This is a genomic window from Microcystis aeruginosa NIES-2549, assembly GCF_000981785.2.
In the GTDB taxonomy this organism is placed as follows: Bacteria; Cyanobacteriota; Cyanobacteriia; order Cyanobacteriales; family Microcystaceae; genus Microcystis; species Microcystis aeruginosa_C.
This window is the reverse complement of sequence record NZ_CP011304.1, coordinates 3,514,935-3,530,894: the sequence shown is the minus strand read 5'-3', so window position 1 is coordinate 3,530,894 and position 15,960 is coordinate 3,514,935. Positions and strand designations below refer to the sequence as shown.

The window sequence follows — 15,960 nt, the reverse complement described above, 5'->3', positions numbered from 1 at the left end:
CGTGAAACCGATCGATGATATTCCCGAAGCTTTGCGGGACAACCAGTACAGAAAAACTACTAATCCTAATGGTCTAATAGCGATCGCAAGCGGTTTACTTGCTCTGGTGGGAACCGGCCTAATTGCCATAGCAGTCTTGAATCGTCCCCCTGCTTCCGTAAAAAAACCGGTTATTAACCCCTCCCCCCTGATTAAAGCCACTCCTAGCCCCATTGAGAACATTCTAGGTCATTTACCCTATCAAGAGGCCCCGGAGACGGAATTAGCCCCTATTACTGGGGATGGTGCTATGCGTTTAAGGAAGGCAGCAGCCAAGGCTTTTATCCAGATGCAGAGTGACGCGAGAAGGTCGGGGGTGATTTTAATGCCGATTTCCGCATTTCGATCGAAAGCAACCCAAGAAAAGCTCTTTTTTGAAGTTAAAAAACAACGCAATCAGCAAACCCGCAAACGAGCAGAAGTGAGCGCACCTCCGGGTTACAGCGAACATCATACCGGTTATGCGATCGATATTGGCGATGGTCGCGCTCCCGCAACGAATTTAAGTAGCAGTTTTGCTAATACTGCCGCTTTTCGTTGGTTGCAAAATAACGCTGCCCAGTATAGTTTCGAGTTATCTTTCCCCGAAAATAATCCCCAGGGTATTAATTATGAACCCTGGCACTGGCGTTTTGTCGGGGATAGTCACAGTTTAGAAACTTTTTATAAGGCCCAACAATTAGGAAAACAAAAATAAACGTAGGGTGCGTTAGGCATCCATTGTTTTTAGGGAAAAAATCAAGGTCTAAATATTGCCGTAACGCACCAACTTTTTAGAAAAGCCAACAATTAGGAAAACAAAAATAAGATAACCTGATCGGCGATCAATGGCATTTTCTGGAATTAATTACTAAAATAGTATTATATTGTATTGTGAGTGTTTCTAATATGTCCAAGCCAGTAGAATACTTAACAAATGAGCAAGGGGAACGAGTTGGGGTTTTATTAGACTGGAACACCTATTCTCGATTTGCCAATTCATTAGGACTCGATGAAGATTGTTTGATTGGTTTGAGTGTGGATGAATTAAAAGCACTGGCAAGTTGTCAATTGTCCCTAGTAGAGCAAACCCGTTTAGATGATTTAGTGACGAGAAATGCAGAATCTTTACTCTGCGCTGATGAAGTAGCTGAGTTAGATGAGTTGTTGGCAAAAACAGATCAATTAACAATTCTTAAAACTCGTGCCAGATATACGCTAAAGTGCTTGGAACAAGGTACGACAGCAGCGTGAGTGTTTATATTCGGATGGGGTTTTCCCTGTCTGACAGGAGAGAGATAAGCAGAAACTCCGATTCTATCTTGTAAGTCATGACCAAATCTTCTTAGCCTACAATTAAAAATAAGCAAGGTAGGGTTGATTCATAGTAGGGTTGATTCATGAATCAACCCTACCCCTGCTAGGGGTTGGGGGGTTGCCTTTTTCCTCGTCTCAACAGGTAATTTAAATACTTGACAGCATCAATGATTGACTGGACTCCCTATCTCAAATCAATCTCGGAAAAGTACGCCCAATGGGAGACATTTTACACCCTCACGGACGTAGAGGGAAAAACACGCCCGTCGAAAACTGCACCTTTGCTAAGGGATTTGTGGGTACAGACGATTGAAAAAGAACCACAAAACCGACAAGAAAGACCAGAAAGACCAGAAAAAAACGAAAGATTCACGGTTTTAGATGGTTTACGCAAGTATGCCGCTAATCACGTTCTTTTAAAAGGTCGTCCCGGTTCAGGAAAATCGACCGCTTTAGCCAGATTATTATTAGAAGAATCTGTAGGGGCGCAAAGCTTGCGCCTAAATCAACAAAATCAAGCTAAAATCATTCAAATTCCCATTCTCATCGAATTACGCTTGTATGAAACCTCAATTCTTGATTTAATTTTACAATTCCTGAAACGCCATAAATTAATTATTGATAGTAATACCCTAGAAAGTTGGCTGTTAGAAAATCAGAATTTTAGCCCATTATTATTATTTGATGGTATCAATGAATTGCCCTCATATACTGCACGACAGAATTTAAAAAACTTTCGCCATCAGTATGCAGAAATTCCGATGATTTTCACGACAAGGGATTTAGGCAGCGACGACTTAGATATTGAAAAAAAGCTGGAAATGCTTCCCCTGACTGAACCACAGATGCGGTATTTTGTCAAGGCCTATTTGCCTGAAAAAGGCGAAGAAATGCTTAAACAGTTGGGAAATCGTCTCAAGGAATTGGGAGAAACTCCTCTACTTTTGTGGATGCTTTGTTCAGTTTTTGATGATAATCAGAACAAAATTCCTGCTATGGCATAAAACGAGTTAGTTAGGACAGATGCCTGAAGGCTTTACTCACAGCATCCACAAGGTTTTCACTATCATTGATAATCTGACTAACATAGTTTTTCAATCTAGCCCAGAACTTTTCAATTTTGTTGAGATCTGGAGAATAGGCGGGTAAAAATAGCACTTCACATCCCGCTTTAGCTAACAATTTTTTGATTCTCTCTTTGGGATGAAAACTGGCGTTATCAATGATGATAATTTGACCGGGTAGTAGTTCGGGTAATAGCAATTGTTCTATCCACTCACACACCAACTCTGTATTACAGTACCCCTCAAACACCATTGGCGCGATAGTGGAACCACGCCACCAACCGCTGATCACACTAACTCGTTCGCTACAGTGACCTAACTTTAAAGCCTCAAATCTTTCTGATTTGTGACAATATCCATAAGGGTAATCGATGGTGTTATCTATTCCAGCTTCATCAATATAGACAAATCTTTCCGGGGCATAACCTCTGATTTTTTGGAGAAACTCTTTTCGGGCTTCTTCCTCTCTTTCTCTGTAGCCATAAGTTTTTTTTTTCTAGTAAATCCAATTCTTTTGAGGGCTTGACCAATTCTCATCCTACTGACTGGGTTAGCCCATTTTTGCGCCATTTTTTCTTGGGTCAAATGCCCATATTGTTCGGCAAACTTTTGAAAGGCTTCTAAATCGTCAATTTGGGGCTTGGGCCCTCGACGATAGTTAGTTTTAGCGGCCACCGTCCCAGTTTGTTTCTTCCGTTTCAGCCAGATGTCTAATGTATTACGACTAATATTGAGGGTGCGACAGACATGGCTTTTTTTCTCCCCTCGCTCTACGGCACTCACTGCTTTCTGTCTTAAATCATCACTATAGGGTGCTGCCATGAAAGCTTCTCCTCATTTCTTTTTCTCTATTATGTCCTAACTATCCCGCTCTTTGCTATAGGAGAAAATGATCTTAATGTTCGCCTAAATCTGATTCGAGCTTTAGGAGAAATTGGCAATGAATCCGCAATTCCTTATCTAGCTTCCTGCTTATCTGATACTAATCCCGATATTCGGATAATCACGGCGGAATCTCTCGGAAAAATTGGTAGTGAAAAAGCAATATCCTATCTCATTAAATCCCTACAAGACAAGGAAGTAAAAGTTCGTGTCACAGCCACAATTGCTTTAGGTGAAATTGGACTAGAAGATGTTATTCCTTATCTAGTAAATGTTTGTTCCGATGAAGATGATAGCGTTCGTTTCAGTGCTGTTGATGCCCTCGGTAAAATTGGCTCTCGTTATGCAGTAAACTGATATGAAATTGAGTACAGAATCCCTCGATTTAATTATCAGAACTCTTGCCAAAAGACTATTCACAGACAAGAATCCAAGTATTCGGATTAAAGCCGCTCAATCCTTAGCTAAACTTGCCACCGAAAAAGCCATTCCCACTCTATGCCAAGCCCTAGAAATTGAAGCCGATCTTAATGTCAGTTTTGCCATTATGGATGCTATAATTGTCATCAGTAATCTTCAATCTTTTAATCCTATGTCAGAAACTCCTAAATATGACCTTCGTGGAGCAAATATTGCTAACTTTGCCGATACGGTGCAAGGAGATCAAAAAGCAGTTCAACATAATTACGCCACACCCCAAAATTTAGCCGAAGCCGCCCAAGAAATCCAACAATTTATCAGCCAACTCACCCAAACTTATCCCACTAATACCGAAATTGAAAAACAAACTTTTGTCGCACAAGTTGACGCAAAAATCAAGAAAAATTCTCAACTAAGAAACATTTTAATCACGGGAGGAATTGAATTAATTAAAATTCTCTGTCCTCCCCTCGGTATTCCCATTTAAATGGGTAAAAAATGGCTAGAAACTGCTAATTTAAGTGATTAAACAAAGCATCTTAATCTTATTAGTTAGAAACGATTAAATCGGAATTATTCCATGATCAACATGATTTAAATCTATCAATTGTATAGATCGATCACCTCAAATGCTTGGGAATCGTTAATTCGATAAAAGAAAAAATCAGAATCGAAGGTTAAAATTAGTTTGATTTTTAAATTCTCAGCCGTTACTACTAAAGTCGCATCAGCTAAATCCATTGGGCGATCTTTATATTTTTCCATCAGTGACAGTAATCGAGGATAATCTTTTTCTTCGATCGAGGCTAACCGTACCATTTTCTTCAATAGCAATTTACCGAGTTGAGCTTGCATCGACCATCCCCCACGTTTCAAGCAGAGATACATGGATTCAGTAAAACAAGACCAAGTTGTTATTAGATAAGAGGACTCATTCTCGATAAAAATTTTAACTGCTTGATGTCGTGGTTGAGATTTATCTACCGAACAGAATAAAGGAACAGTATCGCACAGTATCATAGGATCAATCCCTGTTGTTTATATTTATCCATCAAAATATTTTCATAGTCCTTTTCGCTAATTTCAGAGCCAGTCAATGCCATTTCTTCAACTTCTTGAAACCATTTAGTCCATTTTTCTTTTAAGTCCTCTCTCCGATAGGCTTCAATTTCCGCGGCGATATCTTCTTCGGTAATATCCTGAACGCCGGCTAAGGATTGAGTTTTATCAAAGAGTTCTTTAACTTTTTGGCTTAAAGTCTGACGGTTTTGTTTGTCCGCTAAATTTAACAAAGCGTCTTTTAATAAATCTTCAATGCTGTTATAGTTTCCTGTCGCTAATTGAGAGTTAATTAATTGTTATAATTCGGGATTTAAGGTAATATTTATGGTAAAATATACTCTGTATAATTCGGTGGATATTATGATGGTTCGTGAACGATATTATCGATAAACTCTTCTTTTTCTTCTTCCGTCATAGTATCCCAATTATAGCCTCGTTCTTTGGCTACGATTCGAGCTTTGTCAATGGCGTAGTGACATAGGTAATTGACCGCCTGAAAATGGGTAAAACCCCACACCCCACACCCGTTCGGACTTCGGCGTGAGCTCAGTCGAACGCTGAGCTCACGGCCGAAGCCCACACCCCACACCCTGCCCCCACCAACAAACTTTTTCAGCAAACCCTAATTAATCAGTTTAACACGAGTCTCTAGCCGGCTCGTGGGTGGGGGGACTGATCGCTAACGGGAAAAGTCATGATCTAGAAATTCTTGAATCGTTAAAATTGGGATTTCTCGAAATGGATTTAAAACTAATAGATCAGAATCACCGCTTACAATACAGGTAGCTTGACCATCGATCGCTAGTTCTAAATACTGATTATCTTTCTCATCTCTGCAAACCTTGATTTTCTCTCGAATCACGACAATTTCCGCGGTTCTTTCTATCGCCGTTATAAATAGCCGCCTTTTTGCTGAGGAGGCATATCTATCGAATTTGGGACGATTGAAAACAGTGATCAATTCTAACAAAGTAGATTCGGACATTAAAAGCTTGCCGATATTTTGGGCTTTGTCTAATGCCTGACGAGCTTTACCGTTTTTAGAGAGAAGCGCACTTACTAAAACATTTGTATCGAAAACGAAATAGTATTCAAGGCTCATTTAATAAAGATTCTAGGATTTCGGGTGTTAATCCTCTAGCTTCCGCCTCATCACTAATTTCGTCCATTAGTTTTCTCAAGAAATCGATATCGCTGTTAACTGGCTTTCTAATTAGCAAATCGACAAGAACCCGGACGCGTTCTTGTTCCTCTGGGGATGCGGATTGATAGACTTCTGCCGCTTCGGGACTGACTTCGATCGAAATTTTGCTCATATTATTAAGGCTCATCCTTGCTGTGCTTCGGGAAGTTGTTTGAATAAGTCGATAACTTGTTCGTTGCTTAAGGTTAAGTTCGGCATAGGTCGCTTCTAGACACCAGCATAATTAATCAGTTTAACACGGGTCCTTAGCGGGTCGGGGAAACGGAGGGAATTTTCGGCCATGGTGACAACAGTAATCGTTTTTCCCAACATATCAAAAAATCCGGCTCTACCAAACCTGTCATGTAAAACTATCAACAACTCATGCTTGAAAAGCTTATATAATAAGGTTTTGAGTTTTTATTAAATTGATATTTATCAACTTTAGAGCATTGCTGGGCAGAGAGGGAACTTGAGGAATTTTCTACAGTGTAAGTTCGGAAGAACCAAAAATCCGACACTAATTTATCGGGTTAATTTTCATGCTTAATTTTTTTGATTTATACAATCTATAGCAGTTTTCATTAAAATGAGGTATGGGCAAGGAGCTTAAACCCTTTGTTTGCAAAACTTGTCGATACCTCACTAACGTGAAAAGCGCTATAGTAAATCCCTTGATAGATAGGCGTTTCAGCGTTTCAATCGGGACTCACTTCTGTGAAAACCGCTATATGTAAGTATGTGATTGACGGATTTTTGATTTTATGTAAGAATCGATATTACCAATTAACTAATTTTTTTCTCTCAGCTAACAGCCAAAAGTCATGAAAAGACACACCAAGGTTTATGCACTACTTTTTTCCTTTTTGGCAATTCCTTGTAGCGCCGATGCAGAAACTTTTCTAAATCCACGGATCGAGAATAAGTATATTGATGCCTGTCTTGAATCTTACCGATTTCAAAATGGTTGTAATCAAGCCGCTAAGAACGAGATCGCTAGGCAATTTTGTCGCTATAAAGGATACTCAGACTGGAAACAATGGCAGAGCTATGATTTTGGATGGGATAATCGGACTATAAATTGGAAATGGAAGGAGAGATATGTTGATGGACAGTTACAAGCTAATTTTTTCTCTAATGAAGGAGCTAATCGCTTCACAACCATTGAATGTAGGTAGGAATGAGATACTATAACTAAAAGGAAAAAATAGTGTAAATACCAGACTTTTCTATAAAATACTAGGGGGCATTTACGCCCCCCCTTAACCTCTAACTACCGCCAATCCTTGCCACATCGCGGGCGTTGGCTTCAAAAGCCGCATCGAGGGCAGAATCGCCGGTTAAACCAGAATCTAACGCCTCTTTAATACACTGCAACATCCGCTTATAATCCTTGGGCATTACCTTAACAAACTTGGGCAACATTTCCGACCAATTTGCTAAAACTAGGGACGCTTTTTGACTTTGGGTGTAATCAGCATGGCGTTGAATTAACTCGCGTAAATCGTCGATTTCTTCCCCTTCTAGCGCCTCTAAAGCCACCATTTGGGTATTGCAACGAGTGGCGAAATCCCCCGACTCATCGAGGACGTAGGCGACACCACCACTCATCCCGGCGGCGAAATTGCGACCGGTGGGCCCTAAAACAACGACTTTACCCCCCGTCATATACTCGCAAGCGTGGTCGCCAACGGACTCAACCACCGTAGTCACCCCAGAGTTACGCACCCCAAAACGTTCCCCAGCAACCCCAGAAATATACACCTCACCACTGGTCGCGCCGTATAAAGCCACATTACCGATGATAATATTCTCCTCGGCCACAAAAGTGGAACCTTTGGGCGGATAAACGATGATTTTGCCACCGCTTAAACCCTTACCCACATAATCATTGGCATCCCCTTCTAACTCCAGTGTCACCCCTTTGGGAACAAAAGCACCGAAACTTTGCCCCGCGCTGCCCTGAAAATGGAGATGTACGGTATCTTCGGGTAAACCCTCCCAGTGACGTTTAGTGATTTCGTTGCCTAAAATCGTCCCCACCACGCGGTTAATATTTTTAATCGGTAGTGTCGCCTTGACTTTTTCGCCTTTTTCAATGGCATCCTTGCATAAATCCAGTAAAACGGTTATATCCAAGCACTTATCTAAACCGTGGTCCTGGGGAATCTGACAATAACGCCCTACCTCTGCATCTACCTCCGGTTGATAGAGAATTGGAGTTAGGTCAATTCCTTTCGCTTTCCAATGTTCTACAGCCTGTTTCGGCTCTAATACATCAGTTCGCCCCACCATTTCATTTAAGGTGCGGAATCCCAATTCGGCCATAATTTCCCGCACTTCCTGGGCGATAAATTTCATGAAATTCACCGTATATTCAGGATCCCCGATGAAATTCTTCCGTAATAACGGATCCTGAGTCGCTACCCCCGCCGGACAGGTATTAAGATGACAAACCCGCATCATAATACATCCTAACGTTACCAGTGGCGCGGTCGAAAAACCGAATTCTTCGGCCCCCAATAGGGTTGCTACCACCACATCGCGGCCGGTTTTCATCTGGCCATCGGTTTCCACCGCAATGCGACTGCGAAGATTATTTAACACCAATGTTTGATGGGTTTCTGCTAGTCCCAACTCCCAGGGTAAACCCGCGTGTTTAATCGAGGTTTGGGGTGAGGCACCAGTCCCACCATCGAAACCAGAGATTAAAACCACGTCAGCGTGAGCTTTAGCGACTCCGGCGGCGATTGTGCCAACTCCCACCTCAGAAACCAGTTTTACGCTCACTCTGGCCGCACGATTGGCATTTTTTAGGTCATGAATCAACTCCGCGAGGTCTTCAATCGAGTAGATATCGTGATGGGGTGGGGGAGAAATTAAACCAACTCCGGGGGTGGAGTGACGGACTTTGGCAATCCAAGGATAGACTTTTTTACCCGGTAATTGACCGCCTTCGCCCGGTTTTGCCCCCTGGGCCATCTTTATCTGCAATTCTCGCGCTTGGGAAAGGTAAAGACTGGTGACACCAAAACGGCCGGAAGCCACCTGTTTAATGGCACTATTTTTCGAGTCTCCCCGTTCATTTGTCCAAGTGTAGCGCTCGGAATCTTCGCCCCCTTCCCCGGTGTTAGACTTGCCACCGATACGATTCATGGCAATAGCGAGGGATTCGTGGGCCTCTTTGGAAATGGACCCGTAACTCATGGCCCCGGTTTTAAAGCGTTTCATAATCGCTTCAATCGGTTCCACTTCTTCGATGGGGATACTTTCCCGGTTTTTAAAGGTTAATAATCCCCGCAGGGTGAAGAATTTTTGATTTTGTTGGTTGACCAGTTGGGAATACTGCTTAAAGAGGTCGTATTTGCCCAATTTTACCGCTTGTTGCAGGGTATGAATGGTTTCTGGGCTAAAAAGATGGGCTTCCCCGTCCTTACGCCATTGATATTCACCGCCAATATCGAGGGTATGCACATTCACGTCCCGGTCGGGGAAAGCGTGGCCGTGTCTGAGTAGGGATTCCCGGGCAATAATTTCTAAATCGGCCCCTTCAATGCGGGAAGCTGTCCAAGTAAAATAGCGATCAACTACCGATCGATTTAAGCCAATAGCCTCGAATATTTGCGCCCCACGGTAGCTTTGCAGGGTAGAAATGCCAATTTTAGAGGCCACTTTAATTACGCCCTTGGTGGCGGCTTTTATGTAGTTTTTACAGGCACTCTGGTGGTCAACTCCTACCAATAAACCTTCCTCGATCATACTGCCGAGGGTGGCAAAGGCTAGATAGGGATTAATCGCACCGCAACCATAACCGAGTAAAAGGGCGTAGTGATGCACTTCCCGGGGTTCGCCGGATTCCAGGACAAGGCCGACTCTGGTGCGGGTTCCCTGCCGGATGAGGTGATGGTGTAAACCGGCAACCGCCAGCAGTGAGGGAATCGGGGCGTGATTTTTATCGATACCTCGATCGCTTAAAATAATAATGCTTGCGCCCGCTAAAATTGCCTCGTCCACCTCTTGACAAATTGCCTCAATTGTGCTACGCATCCCCTCGACTCCCGAAGTGGGATCGAAGAGAATGGGAATAGTCACGGTTTTAAATTCGCTATTGCCCTGTAAACGCGCTAATTGGGCGTTAGTGAGGATGGGAGAGTTAAGTTTAATCAGGTGACAGCTTTCGGGCTGCGGATCCAAGAGATTTCTCTCCGCGCCGATAGTGGTGATGGGAGAGGTGATAATTTCTTCGCGAATCGAGTCAATCGGGGGGTTAGTGACTTGGGCGAATAACTGCTGAAAGTAATCATAAAGCAGTTTTGGGCGATCGGACAAGACGGCTAGGGGTGTATCGGAACCCATGGAACCCACTGCTTCCACTCCATCCCGGCCCATGGGGGCTAATAAAAGACGTAATTCTTCAAAAGTGTAACCGAAAGCGGTTTGCTGTTGAATTAGGGAAACAGCAGTTTCTGGTGGCGCAGTTTCAACGGCTGGTAAATCGTCTAAATTGACTAAATTTTCGTTTAACCACTGGCGATAGGGATGATCTTTGGCAATAGCTTCTTTTATCTCCTCATCGGCCACGATACGACCTTCTTTCATATCCACAAGGAACATCCGGCCGGGTTGCAGACGACCTTTAAAAGCGACGCGTTCTGGTTCAATGGGTAAAACTCCCGCTTCCGATGCCATAATTACTAGGTCATCTTTGGTGACGTAGTAACGGGAAGGACGTAAACCATTGCGGTCTAACACTGCTCCCATCATCGTACCATCGGTAAAAGCGATCGAGGCCGGACCATCCCAGGGTTCCATCAAACAGGAATGGTATTCATAAAAGGCTTTTTTCTCATCACTCATCGATTCGTGGGCTGCCCAGGGTTCAGGAATCATCATCATGACAGCGTGAGGGAGAGAACGCCCCGATAAAACCATTAATTCTAGGGCATTATCAAAAATTAAGGAGTCACTACCCTCGATATTAATAACCGGCTGGATTCTTTTGATGTCTTCCCCGAATAAGGGTGAGGCAAACATCGACTGACGGGCGTGCATCCAGTTAATATTACCTCGCAGGGTATTAATTTCGCCATTGTGGGCAATATAACGGTAAGGGTGGGCGCGTTCCCAACTGGGGAAGGTATTGGTACTAAAACGGGAATGGACTAATCCTAAAGCACTTTGAAAGTCGGGGTCGTGTAAATCGGGGAAATAGTCACCCACCTGTACCGGCATTAATTGCCCTTTATAGACAATCGTACGACTAGAAATACTGCAAGGATACCAGTAACGATTAAAGGATTGACGATTGAGGTGGGAACGCTTGCGAATAACGTATAATTTGCGTTCAAAGGCCAGATCATCGCTTAAATTGGCATCGCGTTCGATGAAAACCTGTTCGATAAAGGGTTCGGTAGATTTGGCCGAATTGCCCAAACTAGAGTTATCCGTGGGAACATCACGCCAACCGAGAACTTTTAACCCCTCTTCGGCGGCGATTTTCTCGAATTCCTGGCGACTTTTCCCGCGAATTTCGGCATCAGGGGCCGTGTAGAGCATTCCTACCCCGTATTGTCCCGCTGCCGGCAAGGTAAAACCTAGATTACTGGTCACTTTCCGGAAAAATAGGTCAGGGATTTGGCATAAAATACCCGCCCCATCTCCCGTATTTTTTTCCGCACCGCACGCGCCACGGTGATCGAGGTTTAGTAAAATTGTTAAGGCCTGTTCAACAATATCGTGGGACTTTTTACCCGTTTTATGAACGATAAAACCGACACCACAAGCATCATGTTCAAATTGGGGATCGTATAGTCCTTGTTTCCGTGGAGTTTGATTGTTATTCATCTTGTCTAATAGCCTAGCAGTCTGGAAGGGAAGGGCCTAGAGGGTGAGCCAGAGTAGCGATTCTAGGTATATCAATTCTGTATCCAGACTGGACCTTCGGTCTTATATCTTAAGGAAATGTTTCGATGTGACAAGGGTTCCTCTCGCTGCTTTACCCCCTGATCGAGATCGCTTTTCCGATACAAGTTCGATCGCTCCTATAATCGAAGAAATACTCGATCGCTATCTCGATCCCGTTCGATTGATTCTTTCTGCTCTTTCTCGCCATTTTTTTGAATTTTCTGTAATTACCTCGCACATTGATCGGGCTTTTTCCGCCGCATCCCGTGCCATTTCCAGAATTTCCTCTAGTTCCCGTTCATTTAGTCCTGTTTCTTTTTCGTCCATCACCGTAAGCCCTCCAAGCGATTTTTAACCTGATCAAAAATGTCGGGGTGAAGACCGAGCGGAGCAGTTTGATTGGGAAATTTCGATAATTACAAGAGGTCGTGACGTATTTTCCCGAGTACCCGCTTCAAAATCGCCAGATCCTCCCTACAAATCCGATAAATTTCCTCTGGATCGATGTCAAAATAATCGTGGGCGAGAATATTTCTGATTCCCTTAATCTCCGACCAAGGAATTTCCGGATAGCGATTCGCTAAACTCTCTGCCATTAGCCGATCGAGTCTTCTAATATTTTCACTAATCGCGATCAACATCATACTAATGCCATCCAATCGATCGAGTCCATCATCATCGGCGATGAAATCATCGGCTTTTTGAATCCGGGTAAATCGCCGCTCGATCCGGCGGATCGCCTCTTCAAGCTCTAGTAATAACTCGAATAGAAGCGATCGATCACACATAGATGGCCTCTCGATCGATCCGTGCCTTGAGGTAAGGATTCAGAGAATCCCGATAGCGGATCACGTCCACTTCCCGACCGAATAGGTTCTCTAGTTCGGCTTTTAGTCTGACTCTTTTAAGCAGATTGGGGGGCATACATACCACTATATCTATATCGCTCGTCGGTCGGGTTTCCTCTCTGGCTACCGAGCCGAAAATGCCGATTCGATCGATCGCGTATCGTTCCTCCAGTTCGGGTTTCAGGGTTCGTAAATGTTCCAATATCTCGTTGGCGGTGATTTTATCTACCATCTAATTTACTCCCTTTAGTTAATCGTGCGATCGATCTCTCGATCCTGATCAAAGACTAAAACGGGCTGCCACAATCGCACAACCCGTTCCCAATCAATTTAATTTTTAGTTAAGTAGGTAGGTGTTAAAAGTTGTCAGACACCCCCCTTATCAAGGGGGGACTAAGGGGGGATCGGCACCCCCCTTGATAAGTAGGGTTGATTCATGAATCAACCCTACTTATAATCAACCCTAGGAGGGCAGGGGGGATCAATCGGTCAAAATTACCCTTCCAGTTTCCGGCCTTTGCACAATAAACCCACCCCGGCAACGGAGAGTAAACCGAGAACCGTCGCTGGTTCGGGAACGGTGGTAGGAGCGGCGGGAGAGTAGGTTAGGGTTGTACTATTGACATCGGCGACACCACTGAATGGAGATGCTGATCCCTGGACAGTGAATAAACTCCCCAAGCTGCCAGGGAGAAAATTTAGAGCCAAAGCTCCGCCAATACTCTGAGCGCCAAATGAACTCGCGGTAATCACCCCGCCACTGACCGTAAAACTATTACTCGCTAAATCAGTAAAATTCGCCAGAACATTAAAGGGGAGTGTGTAGCCTAGGGCGGCGGGAGCGGAAGTCACGATGACCGAAGTGGCGGCCAAATTTGTTCCATCTCCGTCTGGTAGGGTGAGCGTCCCCTGTACGGTTCCGGAGACCGAACCGGTTACGTTGCCGAAGGAGAAGTTAAAAGTGGCGGCACTGGCAACCGGTGCGAGGGTGGCGGTGGCTACCGTGGCGAGGGCGACGGTTAGGGGTTTGTTGAAGGATTTTTTCAGGGACATAATTCTGACTTGAATTTGTTTAAAATCTAGCCAAATCTTACCCCCCCCCCGATTTTGTCAAGGTTGTTGCTATTTATATTTATTATGCTTTATCTAGCTATTGATTACTCGATTGGGGATTGAGGGGGATCTGCCAAGAGAGCGGCGAAGTGGTGCGCTTTTCTGGGGTGCGGGGAGCGATCGGTCAAATTGACATACACTATAATTATCAGAGCGATCGATGTTTAAGTAGGTAGGCGTTAAAAATTATCAGATGCCCCCCTTATTAAGGGTGATCCCCCCGCCTATCGGCACCCCCCTTATCAAGGGGGGCAGGGGGGATCGAACCTAAAATCCATTTTTAATTTAATTATAACCAGCTACTTATCTAAGTTAAAAACAACAATAAAACTAGCGATCGATGGGCGTGATCAGTAAAGTTAAATTACGAGAGTTTTGGCAACGCCACTCGGACGCGGAAGACGCTCTGAGCGATTGGTATAACTTCGCTAGTAAGGCTAACTGGAAAAATTTAGTAGAGGTTCAAGGTCGCTACCCGAAGGCGGAGGCGGTGGGAAATTTTACAGTTTTTAATATCAAGGGAAACAAATACCGTTTAATCGCTGACATCAATTATTCTCGTCAAACCATTTTCGTTAAATATATTCTAAGTCACGCTGAATACAATAAGGAGAACTGGAAAAATGATCCCTACTTCTAATCCATTAACCTATGGTGATTTACTATTGCAGTATCAACCGAAACCGATTAATAACTCCCAAGAATACGAGCGATTTTTAAGCATAATTGAAGGGATGATCTCACGGGAGTTAAGCAATGACGAAGGACTATTATTTGATTTACTGGTGTTATTAGTGGAAGAATACGAGCGGAAACATTATCCGATCGCCCGAACAAATCCTACCGCTACGTTAGAATCTTTACTTGATGAATTCGATATCGATAGGGAGTGTCTTGTCGATATTTTCGGCGATCGGGATAGAGTAGAATCGGTGATAGGGGGGAAACAGGCGATCGCTCCCTCTCAAGCCGAGTCTCTGGCCGAATTTTTTAATCGTTTAAGTGCGAAACTGGCGTTAAGTGCCCGTGATTTTCTCTTGTAGCCTCGCTTTTCCTTCGGGGACTGAGGGGGGAAGACCATATAACAAATCCTTACTTTCTTCATAACTTTAGATTAATTAAGATAATGTTACAAAACTTTATGAAAAAGCCGTAGTATGATAATTTACGCCAGTAAAGCGAACACAATAAGGAGCAACACCCATAATGCAGTCGGCCGAGATGTTGCTGACAGTCCCCAAAGAGTATTTAAAAGCACCGGGGGGCTTCAACCCAAACGTTACCATGTTTTTCAGTGCCTTGAGCCTAATAACCCTATCTACCTGTGGCTATTGGCTATGGTCCTGGCCTGACTGGATTTGTTTTAGTGCTAATGTCCTCGCTTTACATTTATCGGGGACAGTTATCCACGATGCCTCTCATAATTCTGCCCATAGTAATCGGCTATTTAATGCTATTTTAGGTCATGGCAGTGCTTTAATGCTCGGTTTTGCCTTTCCGGTCTTCACTAGAGTCCATTTACAGCACCACGCTCACGTTAACGATCCCGAAAATGATCCGGATCATTTTGTCTCCACTGGTGGCCCTTTGTGGATGATTGCGGCCAGATTTTTTTATCACGAGATTTTCTTTTTTAAGCGGCAACTCTGGCGGAAATACGAACTGCTGGAATGGTTCCTCAGTCGTCTTTTTGTGGCTACCATAGTCATCGTCGCCTGTCAATACGGTTTTATCAGCTATGTGATGAATTTTTGGTTTGTTCCTGCTTTAGTGGTGGGAATTGCCCTCGGTTTATTTTTCGATTATCTCCCCCATCGTCCTTTCCAAGAGCGTAATCGTTGGAAAAATGCCCGCGTTTACCCCAGTCCCCTCTTAAATCTGCTGATTTTAGGACAGAATTATCATCTCGTGCATCATCTCTGGCCGTCGATTCCTTGGTACAAATACCAACCGGCATACTATGCCACTAAACCGCTTTTAGACGCGAAAGATTGTGAACAGTCTTTAGGTTTACTGCAAGGTAAGAATTTCTGGAGTTTCCTCTACGATGTCTTCTTGGGGATTCGCTTTCACTCCCATTCTTCTAAATCTAGCTCATAGCAGTTATCGTAATCGTGAGGTACAAAGTTTTCATTTTGGCAAGTCGGTG

Annotated in this window: 19 protein-coding genes and 2 pseudogenes; 9 read left to right on the top strand and 12 right to left on the bottom strand. The window is 43.7% G+C overall.

Annotation, left to right across the window (positions count from 1 at the left end; all coding sequences use genetic code 11):
- The first annotated feature begins 1 nt into the window (after position 1).
- The 3 genes and pseudogenes from myaer_RS17460 to myaer_RS17450 all read left to right on the top strand — a co-directional run.
- On the top strand, positions 2 to 736 hold the full coding sequence (locus myaer_RS17460; RefSeq protein WP_046663011.1) for a M15 family metallopeptidase: 735 nt from the start codon (positions 2 to 4) through the stop codon (positions 734 to 736).
- Positions 737 to 927: 191 nt separating this feature from the next.
- Complete coding sequence (locus tag myaer_RS17455) at positions 928 to 1,272, top strand: hypothetical protein (RefSeq protein ID WP_002754005.1); 345 nt, start codon at positions 928 to 930, stop codon at positions 1,270 to 1,272.
- A 230-nt stretch (positions 1,273 to 1,502) separates the two neighbouring features.
- Positions 1,503 to 2,330, top strand: a pseudogene (locus tag myaer_RS17450) (NACHT domain-containing protein); the annotation flags it as partial.
- Between the two features lie 19 nt (positions 2,331 to 2,349).
- Here myaer_RS17450 and myaer_RS22120 read toward each other — a convergent pair.
- Together myaer_RS22120 and myaer_RS21725 are read right to left on the bottom strand one after the other, a co-directional pair.
- Positions 2,350 to 2,835, bottom strand: a pseudogene (locus myaer_RS22120) (IS630 family transposase); the annotation flags it as partial.
- Positions 2,781 to 3,221: a helix-turn-helix domain-containing protein gene (locus myaer_RS21725; RefSeq protein WP_046662275.1), complete on the bottom strand. Its 441-nt coding sequence runs from the start codon at positions 3,219 to 3,221 to the stop codon at positions 2,781 to 2,783. The gene myaer_RS21725 and the pseudogene myaer_RS22120, both read right to left, overlap by 55 nt.
- Here myaer_RS21725 and myaer_RS17440 point away from each other — a divergent pair.
- A complete protein-coding gene (locus myaer_RS17440) occupies positions 3,198 to 3,638 on the top strand; it encodes a HEAT repeat domain-containing protein (RefSeq protein WP_327348265.1) in 441 nt (146 codons plus the stop codon). The genes myaer_RS21725 and myaer_RS17440 overlap by 24 nt on opposite strands.
- A 1-nt stretch (position 3,639) precedes the next feature.
- The gene (locus tag myaer_RS17435; protein WP_071846486.1) at positions 3,640 to 4,188 is read left to right on the top strand and encodes a HEAT repeat domain-containing protein; all 549 of its coding nucleotides are present in this window, start codon (positions 3,640 to 3,642) and stop codon (positions 4,186 to 4,188) included.
- A 116-nt stretch (positions 4,189 to 4,304) separates the two neighbouring features.
- Here myaer_RS17435 and myaer_RS17430 read toward each other — a convergent pair whose 3' ends face one another.
- The 5 genes from myaer_RS17430 to myaer_RS17410 all read right to left on the bottom strand — a co-directional run bounded on the left by myaer_RS17430 (position 4,305) and on the right by myaer_RS17410 (position 6,079).
- Complete coding sequence (locus myaer_RS17430; protein ID WP_046663010.1) at positions 4,305 to 4,721, bottom strand: type II toxin-antitoxin system VapC family toxin; 417 nt, start codon at positions 4,719 to 4,721, stop codon at positions 4,305 to 4,307.
- The gene (locus tag myaer_RS17425) at positions 4,718 to 4,993 is read right to left on the bottom strand and encodes a hypothetical protein (RefSeq protein ID WP_235614765.1); all 276 of its coding nucleotides are present in this window, start codon (positions 4,991 to 4,993) and stop codon (positions 4,718 to 4,720) included. The genes myaer_RS17430 and myaer_RS17425 overlap by 4 nt, the downstream gene beginning before the upstream one ends.
- 128 nt (positions 4,994 to 5,121) lie before the next feature.
- Positions 5,122 to 5,382, bottom strand: coding sequence for a hypothetical protein (locus myaer_RS22115; protein WP_066030092.1), 261 nt, complete (start codon positions 5,380 to 5,382; stop codon positions 5,122 to 5,124).
- A gap of 60 nt (positions 5,383 to 5,442) precedes the next feature.
- The gene (locus tag myaer_RS17415; RefSeq protein WP_002748891.1) at positions 5,443 to 5,865 is read right to left on the bottom strand and encodes a putative toxin-antitoxin system toxin component, PIN family; all 423 of its coding nucleotides are present in this window, start codon (positions 5,863 to 5,865) and stop codon (positions 5,443 to 5,445) included.
- The gene (locus myaer_RS17410; protein WP_002748889.1) at positions 5,855 to 6,079 is read right to left on the bottom strand and encodes a hypothetical protein; all 225 of its coding nucleotides are present in this window, start codon (positions 6,077 to 6,079) and stop codon (positions 5,855 to 5,857) included. Before myaer_RS17410 ends, myaer_RS17415 begins: the two co-directional genes overlap by 11 nt.
- A 691-nt stretch (positions 6,080 to 6,770) precedes the next feature.
- Between myaer_RS17410 and myaer_RS17405 the strand changes: the two genes are divergently transcribed.
- Positions 6,771 to 7,124, top strand: coding sequence for a hypothetical protein (locus tag myaer_RS17405; RefSeq protein WP_046663008.1), 354 nt, complete (start codon positions 6,771 to 6,773; stop codon positions 7,122 to 7,124).
- 91 nt (positions 7,125 to 7,215) lie between these two features.
- On the opposite strand, the gene gltB is transcribed toward myaer_RS17405, so the two are convergent.
- The 5 genes from gltB to myaer_RS17385 all read right to left on the bottom strand — a co-directional run bounded on the left by gltB (position 7,216) and on the right by myaer_RS17385 (position 13,751).
- Entirely contained in the window at positions 7,216 to 11,790 is a 4,575-nt protein-coding gene (gltB, locus tag myaer_RS17400; RefSeq protein WP_046663007.1) for a glutamate synthase large subunit, read from the bottom strand.
- Between the two features lie 222 nt (positions 11,791 to 12,012).
- Positions 12,013 to 12,177 carry a hypothetical protein gene (locus myaer_RS21720; protein WP_002738137.1) on the bottom strand — a complete coding sequence of 55 codons (165 nt, stop codon included), beginning with the start codon at positions 12,175 to 12,177 and terminating at the stop codon, positions 12,013 to 12,015.
- Between the two features lie 89 nt (positions 12,178 to 12,266).
- Positions 12,267 to 12,638, bottom strand: coding sequence for a DUF86 domain-containing protein (locus myaer_RS17395; RefSeq protein ID WP_002738003.1), 372 nt, complete (start codon positions 12,636 to 12,638; stop codon positions 12,267 to 12,269).
- Entirely contained in the window at positions 12,631 to 12,930 is a 300-nt protein-coding gene (locus myaer_RS17390; RefSeq protein ID WP_046663006.1) for a nucleotidyltransferase family protein, read from the bottom strand. The genes myaer_RS17395 and myaer_RS17390 overlap by 8 nt, the downstream gene beginning before the upstream one ends.
- A gap of 263 nt (positions 12,931 to 13,193) precedes the next feature.
- Complete coding sequence (locus myaer_RS17385) at positions 13,194 to 13,751, bottom strand: PEP-CTERM sorting domain-containing protein (RefSeq protein ID WP_046663005.1); 558 nt, start codon at positions 13,749 to 13,751, stop codon at positions 13,194 to 13,196.
- Positions 13,752 to 14,151: 400 nt separating this feature from the next.
- Here myaer_RS17385 and myaer_RS17380 point away from each other — a divergent pair, with 400 nt between their 5' ends.
- The 3 genes from myaer_RS17380 (at position 14,152) to crtR (ending at position 15,911) form a co-directional block, all read left to right on the top strand.
- Complete coding sequence (locus myaer_RS17380; RefSeq protein ID WP_046663004.1) at positions 14,152 to 14,451, top strand: type II toxin-antitoxin system HigB family toxin; 300 nt, start codon at positions 14,152 to 14,154, stop codon at positions 14,449 to 14,451.
- On the top strand, positions 14,435 to 14,854 hold the full coding sequence (locus tag myaer_RS17375) for a helix-turn-helix domain-containing protein (protein ID WP_046663003.1): 420 nt from the start codon (positions 14,435 to 14,437) through the stop codon (positions 14,852 to 14,854). Before myaer_RS17380 ends, myaer_RS17375 begins: the two co-directional genes overlap by 17 nt.
- 163 nt (positions 14,855 to 15,017) lie before the next feature.
- On the top strand, positions 15,018 to 15,911 hold the full coding sequence (crtR, locus tag myaer_RS17370; RefSeq protein WP_002763623.1) for a beta-carotene hydroxylase: 894 nt from the start codon (positions 15,018 to 15,020) through the stop codon (positions 15,909 to 15,911).
- Positions 15,912 to 15,960 lie beyond the last annotated feature (49 nt).